Below are 16,908 nucleotides of genomic sequence, written 5' to 3'. Positions count from 1 at the left end.
GCCCGGGATGCGGTGCCCGCCGCAGCCCGCCCCCCCCCCCCACCCCCCCACCCCACAACCCGGCCTCGGTCCGAGCGCGTACGCCCATGGACCTCGCCGGGAAGCCTGCCTTGCGAGCCGTGCGGGGATCGGGTCGTCCGCGCGGGTGGTGCCGAGCGGACGGTCATGGGAAACGACCGGTCGATCGCATCCTGTCGTCCGTGACCATGCGTGCGCACTCCCGTCGGGGGGACGTCGAAGACCGTTCGCACGGCAGGACCGCGCTCCATCATGTTGGCGTAAACATCGCTGATCGGTCAACTTCGACGAGTCTTGTCCGGATCCTTGACAGTCCCGGCCGCCCTCCCCAAACTCTCGTCCCAAGCGCACAAGTTAACGCGAACATGGCAAGGCGAAACCTCGCTGTAACGCAGCGTTCACCTTCCGTCGGTGATGCCGGATCCCGCCCGGCAGCCTTCACCGGCATGCGATTTCGTCGGCGCGCTTCCCGTACCCGTAGGCGCCTCGCACCGGAGGTGCGCCTACGCATGCCCCATCCGCCACACCGGACATTCCACGTTCCCCAGACCACGAGGTACGCGATCATGCGACGCACATCCTCGGGGACGGCCGCCGTGCTCACCGCACTCTGCGCCGTTCTCCTGTCCTTCTTCGGCGCCATGGGCACGGCTCATGCCGCGTCGGTGACCATCGACAACGCCACCCGGTTCACCGACCCGGCGGGCAATCCCGTCCACGCCCACGGCGGCGGAGTCGTGAAGGTGGGCGCCTACTACTACTGGTTCGGCGAGGACCGCAACGCCGACAACAGTTTCCGGTACGTGTCGGCCTACCGTTCCACCGACCTGAAGACGTGGGAGTTCCGCAAGCACGTGCTGAGCCAGGCGACGGATCCGGAGCTCCAGGGCGCGAACATCGAGCGGCCGAAGGTCATGTACAACGCCTCGACCGGTCGGTTCGTGATGTGGATGCACAAGGAGGGGAGCGCCACGGACTACTCCGAGGCGCGGGCCGCGGTGGCGGTCTCCTCGACCGTGGACGGTGACTACTCCTGGCGGGGCAGCTTCCGTCCGCTGGGTCACATGTCGCGGGACATCACCACCTTCGTCGACACCGACGGCACGGGCTACATGATCTCCGCGGCCAACGAGAACGCCGACCTGCACGTCTACCGTCTCACCGCCGACTACACGGGCATCGACGCGCAGGTGCAGAAGCTGTGGGCGGGGCAGTCGCGGGAGGCCCCCGCGATGTTCAAGCGCAACGGCGTCTACTTCCTGCTCACCTCCGGCGCGACCGGCTGGGCGCCCAACCAGCAGAAGTACGGCACCGCGACCAGCGTCACGGGCAGCTGGAGCGGTCTGAAGGACGTCGGCGACTGGAACACCTACGGTTCCCAGACCGCGTACGTCCTGCCGGTGCAGGGCGCCAGCGGGACGAGTTACCTCTACATGGGCGACCGCTGGGGCAACTCCACGGGCGGCATGGTCCAGGACTCCCGGTACGTCTGGGCGCCGCTGAAGTTCCCCACCCCCACCACCATGACCATGGACTACTACCCGAAGCTCACCATCGACACGGCCGCCGGCACGGTGCGGGGCCTGGGGACCTGGGAGACGCTCACCGCGGTCCACAGCGGAAAGTGCGCAGACGTCGCCAACCGCTCCACCGCCGACGGCGCCGCCCTCATCCAGTGGAGCTGCGGCAACCGCAGCGTCAACCAGGAGTTCTGGCTCAAGCCCGTCGGCAACGCCCGCGTGCAGATCGTGGCCCGGTACAGCGGCAAGTGCCTCGCGGCGCGGGACGGCTCGACCGCCGACGGCGTCGCGATCGTCCAGAACACCTGCAACGGCACCTCGGCCCAGCAGTGGAGGGTGATCGGCTCGGGCAGCACCGTACAGCTGTCCGCAGTCCAGAGCGGCACGTGCCTCGACGTCACCAACACGTCCACCAGCGACGGCACGCCGCTCATCCAGTGGACCTGCAACACCGGCGCCGCCAACCAGAAGTGGCTCCGCACGGCCGTCTGACCGCCGCCCGGACCGCAGCGGGCAGGCCCCGCCCCCCGTCGGGGCCTGCCCCACCCATGACCGCCCGCTCGTATCACCCGGCCGCGCGGCCCTCTCGGCGATCGACGATCAACTCAGGGAGATCGACCATGCCCTCCACCCGTGAACGACCCCCGAAGCGCATACGCCGGAGCCGCGCGCTCCAGGGCACCGTCGCCGTGGCCGCGTTCCTCGCGACCGGCCTCACGCCCATGACCCCCGCGGCGGCCGAGAGCACCGAGCAGGCGGTGACCGTCCGCCCCGACCCCAGCTACCAGCAGCAGCCGTTCCAGGGCTGGGGCACCGCCCTCGCCTGGTTCGCCAACGTGACCGGCGGCTGGCCCGACGCCCAGCGCAACGCGCTCGCGGACGCCCTCTACGGCGCCGACGGCCTCGGTTTCACCATCGCCCGCTACAACATCGGCGGCGGTGACAGCCCCGAGACCACCCCCTACATGCGCCCCGGCGGGGCCGTCCCCGGCTGGTGGAACCGGCCCGGCCCGGAGTCCCCCGACTGGTGGGACCCGAACGACCCCGCGCACTGGAACCCGAACGCCGACGCCAACCAGCGGTGGTGGCTCACTGCAGCCAAGGCGCGCGGAGCCACCACCTTCGAGGCCTTCTCCAACTCCGCCCCGTACTTCATGACCAACAGCGGCCTGGTCTCGGGCGCGACGAACGGCCGGCAGGACAACCTCCGCTCCGACCAGTACGACCGGTTCGCCGCGTACCTCTCCGGTGCCCTCCAGCGCGCGCAGAGCGCCACCGGCGTCACCTTCGACTCCCTTTCCCCCGTCAACGAACCGGGCACCGACCACTGGCACGCGGGTGGCCGGCAGGAGGGCTCGCACTGGGATCCCGCCTCCCAGGCGCGCATGATCACCGCCATGCGGGCCCGGCTGAACGCCGACGGCATCCCCACCTCCATCACCGCGATGGACGAGACCAACCCCGACGTCTTCCGTGCGAACTGGGACACCTACGACCCGGCGGTCAAGTCCGCGATCGGCAGGCTCAACACCCACACGTACGGCACCAACGGCCGCACCGGTGTCCGTGACATCGCCAAGGGGGCGGCCAAGCCGCTGTGGATGTCCGAGGTGGACCTCGGCGGAAGCGGCAGGCAGAACTTCACCGACATGAGCCCCGCCCTCGACCTCACCCGGCACCTCAACGAGGACTTCCGCGAACTGGAGCCCCGCGCCTGGGTCCTGTGGCAGGCCGTCGAGGACTACGAGAACATGACCCCGGCGCACGAGAACTCCAACTGGGGCCTCATCCAGACCGACTTCACCCCCGCGGACGCGGCCACCGAACCGCTGCGCAAGAACAAGAAGTACTGGGCGATGGCGAACTACACCAAGTTCGTCCGTCCGGGCGCCCGCGTCATCAACACCGACAACGCCGACACCTTCGCCGCCCTGCGGCCGGCCGGCCAGGGCGCGGTCGTCGTCCACACCAACCCCACCGGCGCGCCCCAGCGGCTCACCCTGAACCTCGCCGGATTCCAGTCCGTGGGCACCGGGTCGGTAGAGCGCTATACCACCGACGGCACCAAGAACCTGCAGCGCGAGAGCGACCTCGCCCCCGCCGGCAAGACGCTCACCGCGACCGTGGGCGCGGGCTCCGTCACCACCTTCGTCCTGCCCGGCACGACCGGCGTGAACGCCTCCGGCACCGTGGCTCCCACCGGCGCCGCGCGGCAACTGCTCAACGACAACAGCGGCAAGGCCCTGGCCGTCGCGACGAGCAACGGTCAGAGCACGCTGGTCCAGCGCACCTCCAGCCCCGGCAGCGCTGTGCAGCAGTGGACATTCACCAAGCTCGCCTCGACCGACTGGAGCAGCACCGCCACCTACCGCATCACGAGCGCCGCCAACGGCAAGGCGCTCGCGGCCCAGGGCGACTCCCTCGCCCTGGTGACCGCGGGCACCTCCGCCGAACAGGTCTGGATGCTCTCCACCACGGGAGAGGGGCACTACACCCTGGTCAACGGCGCCGGCGGCAAGCTCCTGGACGTCAGCGGCCACTCCACGAGCGACGGTGCGCCCGTCGGGGTCTACCGTCCGACGACCGGGTCCAACCAGTCCTGGACCTTCCGCTCCGTCGCCGCGGACACCTGGACGCCGCTGCGCATGCGGCACAGCGGCAAGTGCCTGGACGTCAGTGGCGCCTCTGTCGCGGACGGCGCCCCGGTCGTCCAGTACACCTGCGGCGACGCGACCAACCAGCAGTGGTCCATGCGCCCCGCTGGAGGTGGCTACGTCAACGTCGTCGCCCGGAACAGCGGCAAGTGCCTCGACGTCACCAACGAGTCGACGGCGGACGGCGCGGTCGTCTTCCAGTACGGCTGCAACGGCGGTGCCAACCAGCAGTGGGTGGTGCTCGGGTCGGCGGACGGCACCATCGCCCTGCTGGCCCGCCACAGCGGCAAGTGCCTGGACGTGAGCGGCGCCTCCACGGCGAACGGTGCCGAGGTCATCCAGTACACCTGCGGCACGGCGGCGAACCAGCGGCTGACCACCGCCTGACGTGATCTTCGACGTGGTGTCTCGAATGCTGTGTCGAACCTGATCGCTCGGCCAGGGAAGCGGCGGACACCAGGGCGGCCTTCGCCTGACCATGTGCTCCGACCAAGGAACACATCTTCAGAACGAAGGCGTGAGGATGAGTGTGGTGCAGCCGTGGGAGGAATCGGGAGTCGGCGCGCAAGCCGGGCCCGGTCGAGAACGGGGTGCACGAAGGGCGCCTGACGGGTGACAACCCCGGTCAGGCGCCTTTCCTCGTGCCTCTAGAAGAAGCCGAGCCTCTTCGGCGAGTATGACACCAGCAGATTCTTCGTCTGCTGGTAGTGCTCCAGCATCATCTTGTGGTTCTCGCGGCCGATGCCGGACTGCTTGTAGCCGCCGAAGGCGGCGTGCGCCGGGTAGGCGTGGTAGCAGTTCGTCCAGACGCGGCCCGCCTGGATGGAACGGCCCGCCCGGTAGGCGGTGTTGATGTCCCGCGTCCACACGCCCGCGCCGAGCCCGTACAGCGTGTCGTTCGCGATCTTGACGGCGTCGTCGAAGTCGTCGAACGACGTCACCGAGACGACCGGGCCGAAGATCTCCTCCTGGAAGATCCGCATGCGGTTGTCGCCCTCGAAGATCGTCGGCTGGACGTAGTACCCGCCCTTCAACTCGCCGTCGTGCTCGATGCGCTCACCACCCGTCAGCACCTTGGCGCCTTCCTGGCGGCCGATGTCCAGGTAGGAGAGGATCTTCTCCAGCTGGTCGTTGGACGCCTGCGCGCCGATCATCGTGTCCGTGTCGAGCGGGTTGCCGGGCTTGATCAGTTCCGTGCGGGCGACCGCCGACTCCAGGAACTCCCGGTAGTGGCCGCGCTGGATCAGGGCCCGCGACGGGCAGGTGCACACCTCGCCCTGGTTGAGCGCGAACATGGTGAAGCCTTCCAGCGCCTTGTCGCGGAAGTCGTCATTCTGCGCCCAGACGTCGTCGAAGAAGATGTTGGGGGACTTCCCGCCGAGCTCCAGCGTGACCGGCTTGATGTTCTCCGAGGCGTACTGCATGATCAGCCGGCCCGTCGTGGTCTCACCGGTGAACGCCACCTTCGCCACGCGCGGGCTGGACGCCAGCGGCTTGCCCGCCTCAACGCCGAAGCCGTTGACGATGTTCACCACGCCCGGCGGGAGGAGATCCGAGATCAGGCTCATCCAGTAGTGGATGGACGCCGGGGTCTGTTCGGCGGGCTTGATGACGACCGAGTTGCCCGCCGCCAGTGCCGGCGCGAGCTTCCACACCGCCATGAGGATGGGGAAGTTCCACGGGATGATCTGCGCGACCACGCCGAGCGGTTCGTGGAAGTGGTAGGCGACGGTGTCGTCGTCGATCTCGCCGATCGAGCCTTCCTGCGCGCGTGCCGCGCCCGCGAAGTAGCGGAAGTGGTCGATCGCCAGCGGGATGTCGGCGGCGAGGGTCTCCCGGACCGGCTTGCCGTTCTCCCAGCTCTCGGCGACCGCCAGTTTCTCCAGATTCGCCTCCATCCGGTCGGCGATCTTGAGCAGGATGTCGGCGCGTGCCGTCACCGAGGTGGCCCCCCAGGCGGGGGCGGCCGCGTGGGCCGCGTCCAGGGCGCGTTCCACGTCCTCGGCCGTCCCGCGTGCGACCTCGGTGAACGGCTGCCCGTTCACCGGGCTCGGGTTCTCGAAGTACTGTCCGCGCGCCGGTGGGACGTACTCCCCGCCGATGAAGTGGTCGTACCGCGCCTCGTAGGAGACGATCGCGCCTTCGCTGCCGGGCGCCGCGTAACGGGTCATGCTGGTCTGCCTCCCGGAGAAGCGCTGCCCGCCGTTGGGCAGCTCTCGCCGCGAGGCTAGGCAGCCGGACGTTGCAACGACGTTGCGCACACGGGCCACCCGACCCGACCTCCCGGCCGGCACCCCGGCTCCGCTGTCAGCGCGGGTCCGGCCGCAGCCGGCCGACCCGATCCGGAACCGCCCGGTGCGCAGGGTCGCGGACACGGGCAGAGGCACGGGCAGGCGCCGGCCGGGAGGCGGAGACGCCCAGCTCCGACTCCAGCTCCTCCAGCCTCGACCGGACGGCCGGAGCGGGCCGAACGGCGGACAGGGCCCGCCAGACGTCCAGATCGTCCTCGCCCCAGGGAGCCCGCGCCCAGTCGGCCAGCAGGTCGGGATCCCGCCCGGCCACGAGCGCGGTCCGCAGCCCGTCGGCCAGTCTGCGTCGCAGCCGTACGACAGCGGGTGCGGACGACGCAGGCAGCAGCGGACCGGTGTAGGCCGCGACGGCCGCCGTCACCGCACCCGTCGCGAGCCGCCGCTCCACGACCGTCACATCCGACTCGACGGGGCGGGTCAGCCGGTAGGGCCGCGAATCCAGCAGATCCGGACCGAGGGTGCGGCGCAGCCGGGCAAGCTCGGCCCGGAGCGTCACCGGCGTCACGGACTCGTCCTCGTACAGCGCGCACAGCAGTTCGTCGCCCGTGAGGCCCTCAGGGTGCCGGGCCAGCAGCACCAGGATCTCGCTGTGCCTGCGGCTGAGTCTGGTCTTTCGTCCGTCCACGACCAGCCGGGCCTCGTCCCGGCCCAGGGCGGTCAGTTCGAGGGGGCCGTCCGTCACGGCCGGCGCGGGTGCCAGCAGCGCCAGATGCGACTCGGCGGCCCGCGCCACCGCCTGGACGAACGCCAGGCTGTGCGGATGGGCCAGAGGATCCCCGCCCGTGACGTCCACGGCGCCGAGGACCCGTCCGGTCCGCGGGTCGTGCACCGGGGCCGCCGCGCACGTCCACGGCTGCACCCGCCTGCTGAAGTGCTCCGCCGCGAACACCTGCACCGGGTGGTCGACGGCGACGGCGGTCCCCGGGGCGTTCGTCCCGACGGCGGCCTCCGACCAGCGGGCCCCCGGCACGAAGTTCATCCGGCCGGCCTGCCGCCGTGTCCCGGGGTGGCCCTCCACCCACAGAAGCCGCCCCTGCGCGTCGCACACCGCCAGAAGGTGTTGCCCGTCGGACGCGAACGTGCCCATGAGTTCACGGAACAGCGGCATCACCCGGGCGAGCGGGTGCTCGGCCCGGTACGAACCGAGGTCGCCGTCCGCCATCTCGACGTCCGCCGTGGCGTCCGGGACGACGCCGGCCCGCGCCGACCGCCGCCAGGAGTCGGCGACCACCGGCCGGACGGGCAGTGCCACCGTTCCCGCCTCGGTGAAGCACGCGTGGGCGCGCCGCAACGACCGAACCCGCTCGACGGGGTCGGCTCCCGGTTCCAGAGCCACCCAAGGATCGATCACTTCGGCCTCCCGGAAGGCGATGCGGCTGGCACCATCGTCACTCCCCGTGCGGAACTGGACAAGGCGTGTGACGTTCCGCGTTCGAGGGCCCGAGTGGTGTGGTGGACCCGGGGGAGACGGAGGCCCGGCGCGCTTCAGGCGAAGTTGACGAGCCTGATGTAGCGCGTCCAGTCCCAGTTGGGCCCGGGGTCGGTGTGGTCGCTGCCCGGTACCTGGTAGTGGCCGAGGATGTGGGAGCGGTCCTTGGGGATGCCGTACCGGTCGCAGATCGCCGCGGTCAGCCGCGCCGACTCCTCGTAGAGCGCGTTGGTGAAGAAGGCCGGCTTGTCGACCCACCCCTCGTGCTCGATGCCGATGCTTCTGGTGTTGTAGTCCCAGTTCCCCGCGTGCCAGGCGACGTCGCGTTCCCGGACGCACTGGGCCACATGCCCGTCGGCGGAGCGGACGACGTAGTGAGCCGACACCTGCTTCTGCGGGTTCCTGAAGATCGACAAGGTGTCTGCGTAGGTCGCCTGCGTGACGTGGATGACCACGTAGTCGAGGCCGTAGCTGTCCGGGCGGTCGGACGCCGTGTAGTTGGAGGACGTCGCGGGGGTCCACTCGGCGCCCGGATAGTCGACGGCCGCGGTCTGTGCGGCCGCCCTGGCGTCCGGAAGCAGCGCATAGGGGAGAGCGGCGAGGGCTGCGCCCTTCAGCAGCCGTCGGCGGCTCGGGAACGACCGTGCTCGCTCCATGGAGTCCTGGCCTTTCGTCGCTGAGGTATCGAGAGGGTCGGCGGTTCGAGACCGCGGCGGGGACCTGACGGGCGGGGCGAGCGGTCAAGGCCGCGGCCGTTCGCCCGGTATGACGAGGTGTCAGGAAGAGGAGTATCACGGCACGCACGGCAGTCCGGGCACGCGCGGCGCAGCGGGTCCTCCCGACCCGCCGGCACGCGGCGGAGAACAGGTCGCCGCGCACGCCGGTCAGGCCGCTCCGCAAGCCGGAATTCGCCGGCAGCACCATGTGAACCCCCGATTCGCTCCGAACCCGAGACGACGGCCGGACGGCTGCGCCTCGCGTGAATCACCGTACGGCGCGAGCCGCTTGGCGGTGAGGACCACGGCGTGGACGGTGGACAACCCGTGACGTGTGGACAAGGTGATCACTCGCACGGGGGAAGGAGACCCCGCTCCGCGGTCCGCGGCCCGCTCGTCCGGCCCACGGGATGACCGGAGCCGGCCATCGGCCTCCGCGACGCGACGGCCCGGCCGGCCACCTGGGGCCCCGGCCGTCCACCGGGGGATCGGCCGGATCGCCGAGAGGCGGGTGACCATCGGCGGCCGCTCGTGCCGCGGCGGCCTGCGTTCGCCCCGTCGCGACGCCCGACAGGCCCTCTCGCCGTTCCGCCCGAAGTCCACGCACGTCGGGTACAAGGATTTCCGGCCGGCAGGCCGAGAGCACGCCCCGAACTCTCTGCTTCGATCGAGCAGGGGCACCCCATCACGCCGCTCCTTGACGGGCAGACGTTGCCTGCCGCGGCACTGACGGACGCCTCGGCCTCTTCACCGGCTCCCGACCCCGCCGCGACCGCCGAGCCCGCAGAGACGCCGTCCCCCGCACCGGGCTGCACGGCCGCGACGCCGGGGCAGGCCCCGCCTGCCACGGGACCGCGCGGGCGGGTGCAGGCGGCCGGTCCCGCTTGCGCCGGATGCGGCCTCGGCCCCGGCCTACGGGCGCCGGGCGAACCCCGCCGGGTCGTCGAGCACGTGCCGCACCACCGAGTGCGCGGCCCCCAGCAGGGGGCCGTCCGATCCCAGCTCGGACACGGTCACCGGGCAGGCCGGGCCCGCGGTGCGCCGGGCCAACTCGCCCTCCAGTGACGGCAGCAGCCAGGGGGCGAGCCCCGCGAGTGCTCCGCCCAGGACGACCGACTCCGGGTCGAGCAGGTTCACCGCGCCGGTCAGGGCGATGCCGAGTGCGGTCCCCGCCTCGCGCAGCGCGTTCCGCACACGCTGATCGCCCGCGGCGGCGCGCTCGGACAGGAGGTGGACGCCGTCCTCGCCCGGCTGGAGACCCGCGGCCCGCAGAACGGCTTCCTCGCCGGCGTACTGCTCCAGGCACCCGCGCCCGCCGCAGGGGCATCGGGGCCCCTCGGGCCACACCGGAACATGCCCGAGTTCACCCGCGAAGCCGCGGGATCCGCGCAGCAGCCGGCCGTCCACGACCACCGCCGCACCGATGCCGATCTCGGCCGAGACGTGCAGGAAGTCGCGCGGTGCCGACGGGCCGAGCCAGAGTTCGGCGAGCCCGCCGAAGTTGGCCTCGTTGTCCACGGCCGGCGGCAGGTCCGAGGGCAGCAGGGCGGCGAGATCCGTGTCCTGCCAGTCCAGGTTGGGGGCACGGACCACGGTGCTTCCGTCCCCGGCCACGAGTCCGGGCACGGCGACGGCGAGGCCCGCCGCCCACAGCCCGTCGCGTTCCGCCTCGGCCACGACCCGGTGGACCAGTTCCGTGAGCTCCCCGGCCACCCGTTCGGCGCTCCGGCCGCGGTTCGTCCCGTGGCGCACCGCTCGCGCGCGGACTGAGCCGCGCAGATCCACGGCGCACACGGCGAGATGGTCCACTCCCACCTCCGCGCCGATCCCCGCCGGGCCGTGTCCGCTCACGGCCAGCGCGGAGCCCGGCCGTCCCACCCTGCCCGGCCGCTCGGGCCCCAACTCCTCGAGGAGGCCGGCCCGGATCAGTTCGTCGACGAGCGTCGACACGGCGGCCCGGGTCAGGCCGATGTGCGAGGCCACGGCGGCCCGCGACAGCGGTCCCTCGGCGCTGACGGTGTACATGACCCGGGACAGGTTGCGCCGGCGCATGCCCTGCTGGGTGTCGGGCAGGCGGCGGCCGGGACCGTTCGGTCGGGGCTGGTGCGGCAGTGCGGTCATGCCTCCGTCATTCCTCGTCCGGCCGGCTCTGCCGGCCTCCTTCGGGCTGCGCGCGGGCCTTCCGCCGTACCGGCGGGAGGAGCCTCCCGGGAGACCGGGCGGTCCTCCGCCCCGCCGTCTCGCAGGGGAACGGGGGCCGGGCGCAGGTGCCGCACCCGGGTCCTCCGGCGCGAGCAACCGGGCTCTCCGGTTCCGCTCCGCTCGCTCGTGCGGTCGGGTCAGCTGCCGCTCGCCCGGCGTTCCAGCAGGGGGGCCGCGTCGGAGAGTACCCCGGTGATCCGCGCGAGCGTCTCCTCGTCCCGTTCCACGGCGTCGAGCACCGGGCCGTCGGCGGTGTTCCACCGCCGTGCGACCGCGGCCGGGTCCTCGCCCGTCAGCAGGCCGGCCGCCTGCGCTGCGGCGCCGAGCGCGACCAGCTCCCCGGCCTCGGGGACCTGCACGGGCCGCCCCGAGAGCCGGCGCACGGTCTGCTGCCAGGCTCTTCCCCGGGCGCCGCCGCCGATCAGCAGCAGCGGCGCCGAACGGTCGGCGTCGGCGTCGAGGACGAGGTCGAGGGCGCCCAACAGGGAATGCACGGCGCCCTCGTAGGCGGCTTGGAGCAACTGGCCGCCCGTGGTGTCGTGCCGCAGGCCGTGCAGCAGGCCCGAGGCGTTCGGCAGATTCGGCGTGCGCTCTCCGTCGAGGTAGGGCAGCAGTGTCACCGCCGCCCCCGGCTCGACGGCTTCCCGGTCGAGGCCGAGGAGTGCGGCGACCCGGTCCACCGCCAGGGTGCAGTTGAGCGTGCAGGCCAGGGGGAGCCAGTCCCCGCGGGCGTCGGCGAAGCCCGCCACCGTGCCGGTCGGATCGGCCGGCCGCCGGGTGGACACGGCGTACACCGTGCCCGACGTGCCCAGACTCACCACCGGAGTCCCGGGCCGCAGGCCCAGGCCGAGCGCCGCTGCGGCGTTGTCGCCCGTTCCGGCAGCCACCAGGGTCCCTCGGGAGAACGGCAGGTCTCCGCCGGCGTGCACCGTTCCGGCGATCTCGCCGGGCCGGACGACGCGGGGCAGCAGGGCGGGGTCGAGCCCGATGTGCGCGAGGACCTCCTCGTCGTACGCCTCACCGGCCGAGGACCACCAGCCCGTCCCCGACGCGTCGCCCCGGTCGGTGGTGCCCTCGCCTGTCAGCCGCCCGGTGAGGTAGTCGTGCGGCAGGCGGACCGCTGCGGTGGCCCGCACGGCGTCCGGTTCGTGTTCGGCGAGCCAGGCCCACTTCGTGGCCGTGAACGAGGCGGTGGGCACGCTGCCCGTGCGCTCGGCCCAGGACTTCGGGCCGCCGAGTTCCTCGACCAGGCGGCGGGCCTGCGGCGCCGATCGCACGTCGTTCCAGAGCAGCGCGGGCCGGACGGGCCGGCCCTCGGCGTCGAGGGTCACGAGGCCGTGCTGCTGGCCGCCGACCGAGACCGCGGCCGCTTCGTGCGCCGCGCCGCCGCACTGGTGCAGCGCCGAGCGGAGGGCGTCCCACCACTGGCGGGGGTCGCTCTCGCGGGCCGCCCCGGCGGAGACGGTGTGCGGTGCCTGTCCGCTCGCGACCACCCGGCCGGTCGACGCGTCGACGACCAGCGCCTTGGTGGACTGGGTGGACGAGTCCACCCCGACGACGAGCGGACCCTCGGCTGCTGACATGGGGCTCTCCCTCTTCCGCGGCTCTGCGGGATCTGTCCTGGTTGCGGGGGTGCCCGGACCGTTTCGATCCGGGCGCCGCACGGCGTTCCCCGACCCTCACGCCGGGGGTTTCCTCCGTCGTCTCTTCCCAGAGACGCGTTCGCATACTAATTTGTAAACGGCCATGACGAAATAGTCGGAGTCAGCAGGGAGCCGCGACATGAACATCCAGCCCACCCCCGAGGACAGGTTCACCTTCGGTCTGTGGACCGTCGGCTGGCAGGGACGGGACCCCTTCGGCGACGCCACACGGCGCGCCCTCGACCCGGTCGAATCGGTACGCCGCCTGGCCGAACTCGGCGCCTACGGAGTGACCTTCCACGACGACGACCTGATCCCGTTCGGATCCTCGGACAGCGAGCGCGAGGCACACGTCAAGCGTTTCCGGCAGACCCTGGACGCCACCGGGCTCAAGGTGCCGATGGCCACCACCAACCTGTTCACCCACCCCGTCTTCAAGGACGGCGCCTTCACCGCGAACGACCGGGACGTGCGGCGCTACGCGCTGCGCAAGACCCTCCGCAACATCGACCTGGCGGCCGAGCTCGGCGCCGAGACGTACGTCGCCTGGGGCGGCCGGGAGGGAGCCGAGTCCGGCGCAGCCAAGGACGTACGCGTGGCACTGGACCGCATGAAGGAGGCGTTCGACCTCCTCGGCGAGTACGTGACCTCGCAGGGGTACGACCTGAGGTTCGCGATCGAGCCCAAGCCCAACGAGCCGCGCGGCGACATCCTGCTGCCCACCGTCGGCCACGCCCTGGCGTTCATCGAACGGCTGGAGCGCCCGGAGCTGTACGGCGTCAACCCCGAGGTCGGCCACGAGCAGATGGCCGGGCTGAACTTCCCGCACGGCATCGCGCAGGCCCTGTGGGCGGGCAAGCTGTTCCACATCGACCTGAACGGCCAGTCGGGGATCAAGTACGACCAGGACCTGCGGTTCGGCGCCGGCGACCTGCGGGCCGCCTTCTGGCTGGTGGACCTCCTGGAGAGCGCCGGCTACGCCGGTCCGAAGCACTTCGACTTCAAGCCTCCGCGCACCGAGGACTTCGACGGCGTGTGGGCCTCGGCGGCCGGCTGCATGCGCAACTACCTGATCCTGCGCGAGCGGGCGGCGGCCTTCCGGGCCGATCCGGAGGTCCAGGCGGCACTGCGGGCGTCTCGGCTCGACGAACTGGCGCAGCCCACCGCGGCGGACGGCCTGGAGAGCCTGCTCGCGGACCGGGGTGCCTTCGAGGACTTCGACGTCGAGGCCGCGGCCCTGCGGGGCATGGCCTTCGAGCAGCTGGACCAGCTGGCGATGGACCACCTGCTCGGAGCCCGCGGCTGACCGGTGCGGCCGGGGTACGGTCCGTCTCCCCGGGGCCCGAGCCGGCGGGCGGGGCCGCCGGGCCGGGCTGCGGGCGCCGGTCCTCCCGTGCGCGCGCGCCCGCGACGACCAGGCCCCACCCGCAGGAGTGCGGGCCACGAGGGTACCCGGGTAGGCGACCGTGGTCTCCGTGCCGCCGCCGACGGGCCGCCGCGTGCCTACCGCGCCGGAACCGTCGGTCGTCCCGGAGCCCCTGTCGTCGACGACCGTCGGGGCGCGGCAGCGGCAACCACCGGGCGGGGGCCCGTCGCGTGCCCTTGGTGGCATGACGAGACGCCGCACGTGCTCGGGCGGCGTCTCGGGGGCCTGTGGGGGACGGCCTCAGGGATTGTCAGGGATATATCAGGGTCGTGGTCCGGAACCGTGGGACGCGGGGACCCGTTCTCACCACAGAGAGCGGCAGCAGCCGCGGAGGAGGCGACCCACATGTCGAAGAACGCGAAGATCGCCGCAGGAGGCGTGGCCGTCGGCCTGATCCTTTTGATCTGGCTGCCCTGGTGGGCCGCCCTCTTGATCGTGCTGGGCGTCCCGGCGGCCGCGTACCTGGCCCTTGACCCTTCGCAGCGGCGCCGGCTGCGCCGTGTCTCCCGCCGGGAGATCGGCCGTTGAGCGGCGCCTGACGGCTGCCCTCCGCCACACCGGCGGCCGTTCCGGCGCGGGGACGGGGCATGCGGAGGCCCCTGTCGCCCAAAGGTCCGGCCGACGACCGTTCAGCTCGGCCGGACCGCCATCCCGTCGAGAGCCGCGAGGAGCCCGGGAAGCTCGGGACCGCGGCCCACCGGGAGGACCTCGCCGGGTTCCTCGTCGAGCAGGACGAACGCGATGTCGTCCGTTCTGGCGACGAGTGACCATCCCGGACCGTCGGCCCGCAGGGTCCGCGCGTCGCCGCTCGCGAACGACGACCGCACCCGGCCCAGCGGGGGAGGGGTGTCCACGTAGGCCCGGGCCTGGGCCAGGACCCGGCGCACGCCGGCGCGGTCCGGGCCGGCGGTTTCGTCCCCCGAGCCGTCGCCCGCATCCGTCTCCGCGGCCTCCTCGGCGTTCCCGGACGCGGCGTCGTCGGCCGGCTGCTCCGCACCGTCGGGGGCGGCGAACTCGCTGTCGTCGATCTGGTCCCGCCACACGGCCCACTGGAGCGCGATCTCGTCGGCCCCCATCCGGCGCTGGGCGGGCCCCCACACGGAGGTGTCCGGCGGCGCGAGCGGCGGGCGCTCCGCGACCTCGGCCGACGGATCGTGCGGGGCCGGTACCCCCGGGGCCGAGACGGCGACCTCGAGCGGCCAGCCGGGCAGGGCTGCCACGACCGTCCGCTCGTCCGGCGACAGTTCGTGCTCCATCCCGCAGTCCCACGAGGCGATCGCGACGGCCACCAGGGACACGTCGTCGATCACGACCGTCCAGCGCGCGCCCTCCCCGTCCTGGCCGAGCACCAGCCCGTACCCGTCGGCGAGCGGCGCGAGCCCGAGCGCCGCGCAGGCCTCCGGATAGTCGTCCCCGAGAACGCTGGGGAACTTCGCGGGTGTCAGCAGCACCGCCGTCAGCACGTACAGCGCGTCGTCGTCCACGGTGGCGACGGCTTCCTCGTCCACCGTGATGACGGCTTCTTCGTCCGTCCCGGCCATGCCAGCCTCCCGATCGGTCCATCTGTCGGCGCACCCTAATGCGACCGGAAGGCAGTTGTCACGGGCCTGAAACACATGCGGAGCTGCAGTTATCCGGCTGGACAGGGGCGAAACGCCCGCTGCTCCCGGCGGTCAGGCGACCGGAAGGCCGAGCAGGGCGCGGGTGACCGTCCGGGGCGTCTCGCCCCGCTCCCGGGCGAGAGCGACGACCGCCCGCGAGGCCAGTTCGGTCACCGCGAACGACAGCGCTTCCGGAGACACCCGGGAGGCGGCCTCGTCGATCCTGTCCTGATCGTCCTCCGCGCACGCGCACACATAGGCCGACGCGGCCTCGAACAGGTTGTGGCCGCGCCTCGCGGTGCCGTGTGCCTCCGTGCGCCCCGGCTCGGAAGTCCCCGCGGTCATGCCCCGCACCATCGCACGAAGCCTGTCGAACGTGGTCATCGGGCCGCCTCTCCCCTGCACGGTCGTGGTCTGCGACCGTTCGCCGTCTCTCCCGTCCAACGTAGAGTTGGACGCCCGACGGCAGAAGGGGGACGGCCCGGTGAAGCGCTATGAACGGCTCGAAAGGATCCGGCGGATGGATCCCGTGAAGGACGCCTCCGCCATCTACCGGCTCACCTCCGCCTACGAGTTCCCGTGGGATGTCGCCCGCTCCCTGGAGCTGGCGCTGTACCGCACCTACGCCGTGCCGAGCATCGGCCGCCTGCTCGCCGAGACGGCCGAACTCACCGTCCGGACGCAGAAGCGCTACGACGACACCGCCCTGCTGCTCGACGCCATCGTCGAGCACGGGTTCGGCGCCGATCAGGGCCGCACCGCGATCCAACGGATCAACCGGATGCACCGCGCCTACGACATCGCCGACGACGACATGCGGTACGTGCTGTGCACCTTCGTCGTGATGCCCAAGCGCTGGATCGACGCCTACGGATGGCGGAAGTTGTCACGCCACGAGACCGTCGCCTGCGCCGAGCACTACCGCACGCTCGGACGGCACATGGGGATCAAGGACATCCCGGAGACGTACGAGGAGTTCGAGTCCTGCCTCGACGCCTACGAAGAGGCGCGTTTCGGCTGGGACGAGGGAGGCCGGAGCGTCTCGGACGCGACCCTGGACCTGATGGCCTCGTGGTATCCGCGCCCGCTCGCGCCTCTGCTGCGGACCTCCACACTGGCCCTGCTCGACGAACCGCTGCTGCGCGCCTTTCGCTATGAGCCGCCGGGCGCGGCCACACGCGGGCTGGTGCGCCGCGCCGTACGCGCGCGTGGCCGGCTGGTCCGGCTGCTGCCGCCTCGACGCGCTCCGCACTTCGCCCGGCAGAACCGGGAGATCAAGGGCTACCGCGGCGGCTACCGCGTCGCCGACCTGGGCACCCACCCCGTCCCTGGGGTGCGCGGCTGCCCGGTGTCGCCGGGCAGCCCGCCGTGAGCCGAGCGGCCGTTCGCG

12 protein-coding genes are annotated in these 16,908 nt (G+C 72.2%); 5 read left to right on the top strand and 7 right to left on the bottom strand.

Annotated elements, in window-relative coordinates; all coding sequences use genetic code 11:
• Positions 1-584 precede the first annotated feature (584 nt).
• Positions 585-2,030 carry an RICIN domain-containing protein gene (locus ACGFS9_RS04850; protein ID WP_393250890.1) on the top strand — a complete coding sequence of 482 codons (1,446 nt, stop codon included), beginning with the start codon at positions 585-587 and terminating at the stop codon, positions 2,028-2,030.
• Positions 2,031-2,158: 128 nt separating this feature from the next.
• Complete coding sequence (locus ACGFS9_RS04845; RefSeq protein WP_393250889.1) at positions 2,159-4,579, top strand: RICIN domain-containing protein; 2,421 nt, start codon at positions 2,159-2,161, stop codon at positions 4,577-4,579.
• A gap of 260 nt (positions 4,580-4,839) precedes the next feature.
• On the opposite strand, the gene adh is transcribed toward ACGFS9_RS04845, so the two are convergent.
• The 5 genes from adh to xylB form a co-directional block, all read right to left on the bottom strand.
• A complete protein-coding gene (adh, locus tag ACGFS9_RS04840) occupies positions 4,840-6,363 on the bottom strand; it encodes an aldehyde dehydrogenase (protein WP_393250888.1) in 1,524 nt (507 codons plus the stop codon).
• 136 nt (positions 6,364-6,499) lie between these two features.
• On the bottom strand, positions 6,500-7,852 hold the full coding sequence (locus ACGFS9_RS04835; protein ID WP_393250887.1) for a GAF domain-containing protein: 1,353 nt from the start codon (positions 7,850-7,852) through the stop codon (positions 6,500-6,502).
• Positions 7,853-7,986: 134 nt separating this feature from the next.
• On the bottom strand, positions 7,987-8,586 hold the full coding sequence (locus tag ACGFS9_RS04830; protein ID WP_393250886.1) for an N-acetylmuramoyl-L-alanine amidase: 600 nt from the start codon (positions 8,584-8,586) through the stop codon (positions 7,987-7,989).
• A gap of 972 nt (positions 8,587-9,558) precedes the next feature.
• The gene (locus ACGFS9_RS04825) at positions 9,559-10,767 is read right to left on the bottom strand and encodes an ROK family protein (protein ID WP_393250885.1); all 1,209 of its coding nucleotides are present in this window, start codon (positions 10,765-10,767) and stop codon (positions 9,559-9,561) included.
• Between the two features lie 218 nt (positions 10,768-10,985).
• Positions 10,986-12,431 carry a xylulokinase gene (gene xylB / locus ACGFS9_RS04820; RefSeq protein WP_393250884.1) on the bottom strand — a complete coding sequence of 482 codons (1,446 nt, stop codon included), beginning with the start codon at positions 12,429-12,431 and terminating at the stop codon, positions 10,986-10,988.
• A 199-nt stretch (positions 12,432-12,630) separates the two neighbouring features.
• Here xylB and xylA point away from each other — a divergent pair, with 199 nt between their 5' ends.
• Together xylA and ACGFS9_RS04810 are read left to right on the top strand one after the other, a co-directional pair.
• On the top strand, positions 12,631-13,797 hold the full coding sequence (gene xylA / locus ACGFS9_RS04815; RefSeq protein ID WP_393250883.1) for a xylose isomerase: 1,167 nt from the start codon (positions 12,631-12,633) through the stop codon (positions 13,795-13,797).
• 465 nt (positions 13,798-14,262) lie between these two features.
• Complete coding sequence (locus ACGFS9_RS04810; RefSeq protein ID WP_393250882.1) at positions 14,263-14,445, top strand: hypothetical protein; 183 nt, start codon at positions 14,263-14,265, stop codon at positions 14,443-14,445.
• A 101-nt stretch (positions 14,446-14,546) separates the two neighbouring features.
• On the opposite strand, the gene ACGFS9_RS04805 is transcribed toward ACGFS9_RS04810, so the two are convergent.
• Both ACGFS9_RS04805 and ACGFS9_RS04800 read right to left on the bottom strand, forming a co-directional pair.
• The gene (locus ACGFS9_RS04805) at positions 14,547-15,458 is read right to left on the bottom strand and encodes a hypothetical protein (protein ID WP_393250881.1); all 912 of its coding nucleotides are present in this window, start codon (positions 15,456-15,458) and stop codon (positions 14,547-14,549) included.
• Between the two features lie 132 nt (positions 15,459-15,590).
• The gene (locus ACGFS9_RS04800; RefSeq protein ID WP_393251266.1) at positions 15,591-15,863 is read right to left on the bottom strand and encodes a hypothetical protein; all 273 of its coding nucleotides are present in this window, start codon (positions 15,861-15,863) and stop codon (positions 15,591-15,593) included.
• A 139-nt stretch (positions 15,864-16,002) separates the two neighbouring features.
• Here ACGFS9_RS04800 and ACGFS9_RS04795 point away from each other — a divergent pair, with 139 nt between their 5' ends.
• On the top strand, positions 16,003-16,890 hold the full coding sequence (locus tag ACGFS9_RS04795; RefSeq protein ID WP_393250880.1) for an oxygenase MpaB family protein: 888 nt from the start codon (positions 16,003-16,005) through the stop codon (positions 16,888-16,890).
• Positions 16,891-16,908 lie beyond the last annotated feature (18 nt).

Origin of the sequence: Streptomyces sp. NPDC048566, from assembly GCF_043199735.1 — a bacterium.
In the GTDB taxonomy this organism is placed as follows: Bacteria; Actinomycetota; Actinomycetes; order Streptomycetales; family Streptomycetaceae; genus Streptomyces.
Note: the sequence above shows the minus strand (reverse complement) of the source record. Positions and strands in the feature narration are given on the sequence as shown.

Coding starts and splice junctions, on each gene's coding strand:
- ACGFS9_RS04850 (WP_393250890.1), top strand. CDS start 585: ATGCGACGCACATCCTCGGGGACGGCCGCCGTGCTCACCGCACTCTGC.
- ACGFS9_RS04845 (WP_393250889.1), top strand. CDS start 2,159: ATGCCCTCCACCCGTGAACGACCCCCGAAGCGCATACGCCGGAGCCGC.
- adh (WP_393250888.1), bottom strand. CDS start 6,363: ATGACCCGTTACGCGGCGCCCGGCAGCGAAGGCGCGATCGTCTCCTAC.
- ACGFS9_RS04830 (WP_393250886.1), bottom strand. CDS start 8,586: ATGGAGCGAGCACGGTCGTTCCCGAGCCGCCGACGGCTGCTGAAGGGC.
- ACGFS9_RS04825 (WP_393250885.1), bottom strand. CDS start 10,767: ATGACCGCACTGCCGCACCAGCCCCGACCGAACGGTCCCGGCCGCCGC.
- xylB (WP_393250884.1), bottom strand. CDS start 12,431: ATGTCAGCAGCCGAGGGTCCGCTCGTCGTCGGGGTGGACTCGTCCACC.
- xylA (WP_393250883.1), top strand. CDS start 12,631: ATGAACATCCAGCCCACCCCCGAGGACAGGTTCACCTTCGGTCTGTGG.
- ACGFS9_RS04810 (WP_393250882.1), top strand. CDS start 14,263: ATGTCGAAGAACGCGAAGATCGCCGCAGGAGGCGTGGCCGTCGGCCTG.
- ACGFS9_RS04805 (WP_393250881.1), bottom strand. CDS start 15,458: ATGGCCGGGACGGACGAAGAAGCCGTCATCACGGTGGACGAGGAAGCC.
- ACGFS9_RS04800 (WP_393251266.1), bottom strand. CDS start 15,863: ATGACCGCGGGGACTTCCGAGCCGGGGCGCACGGAGGCACACGGCACC.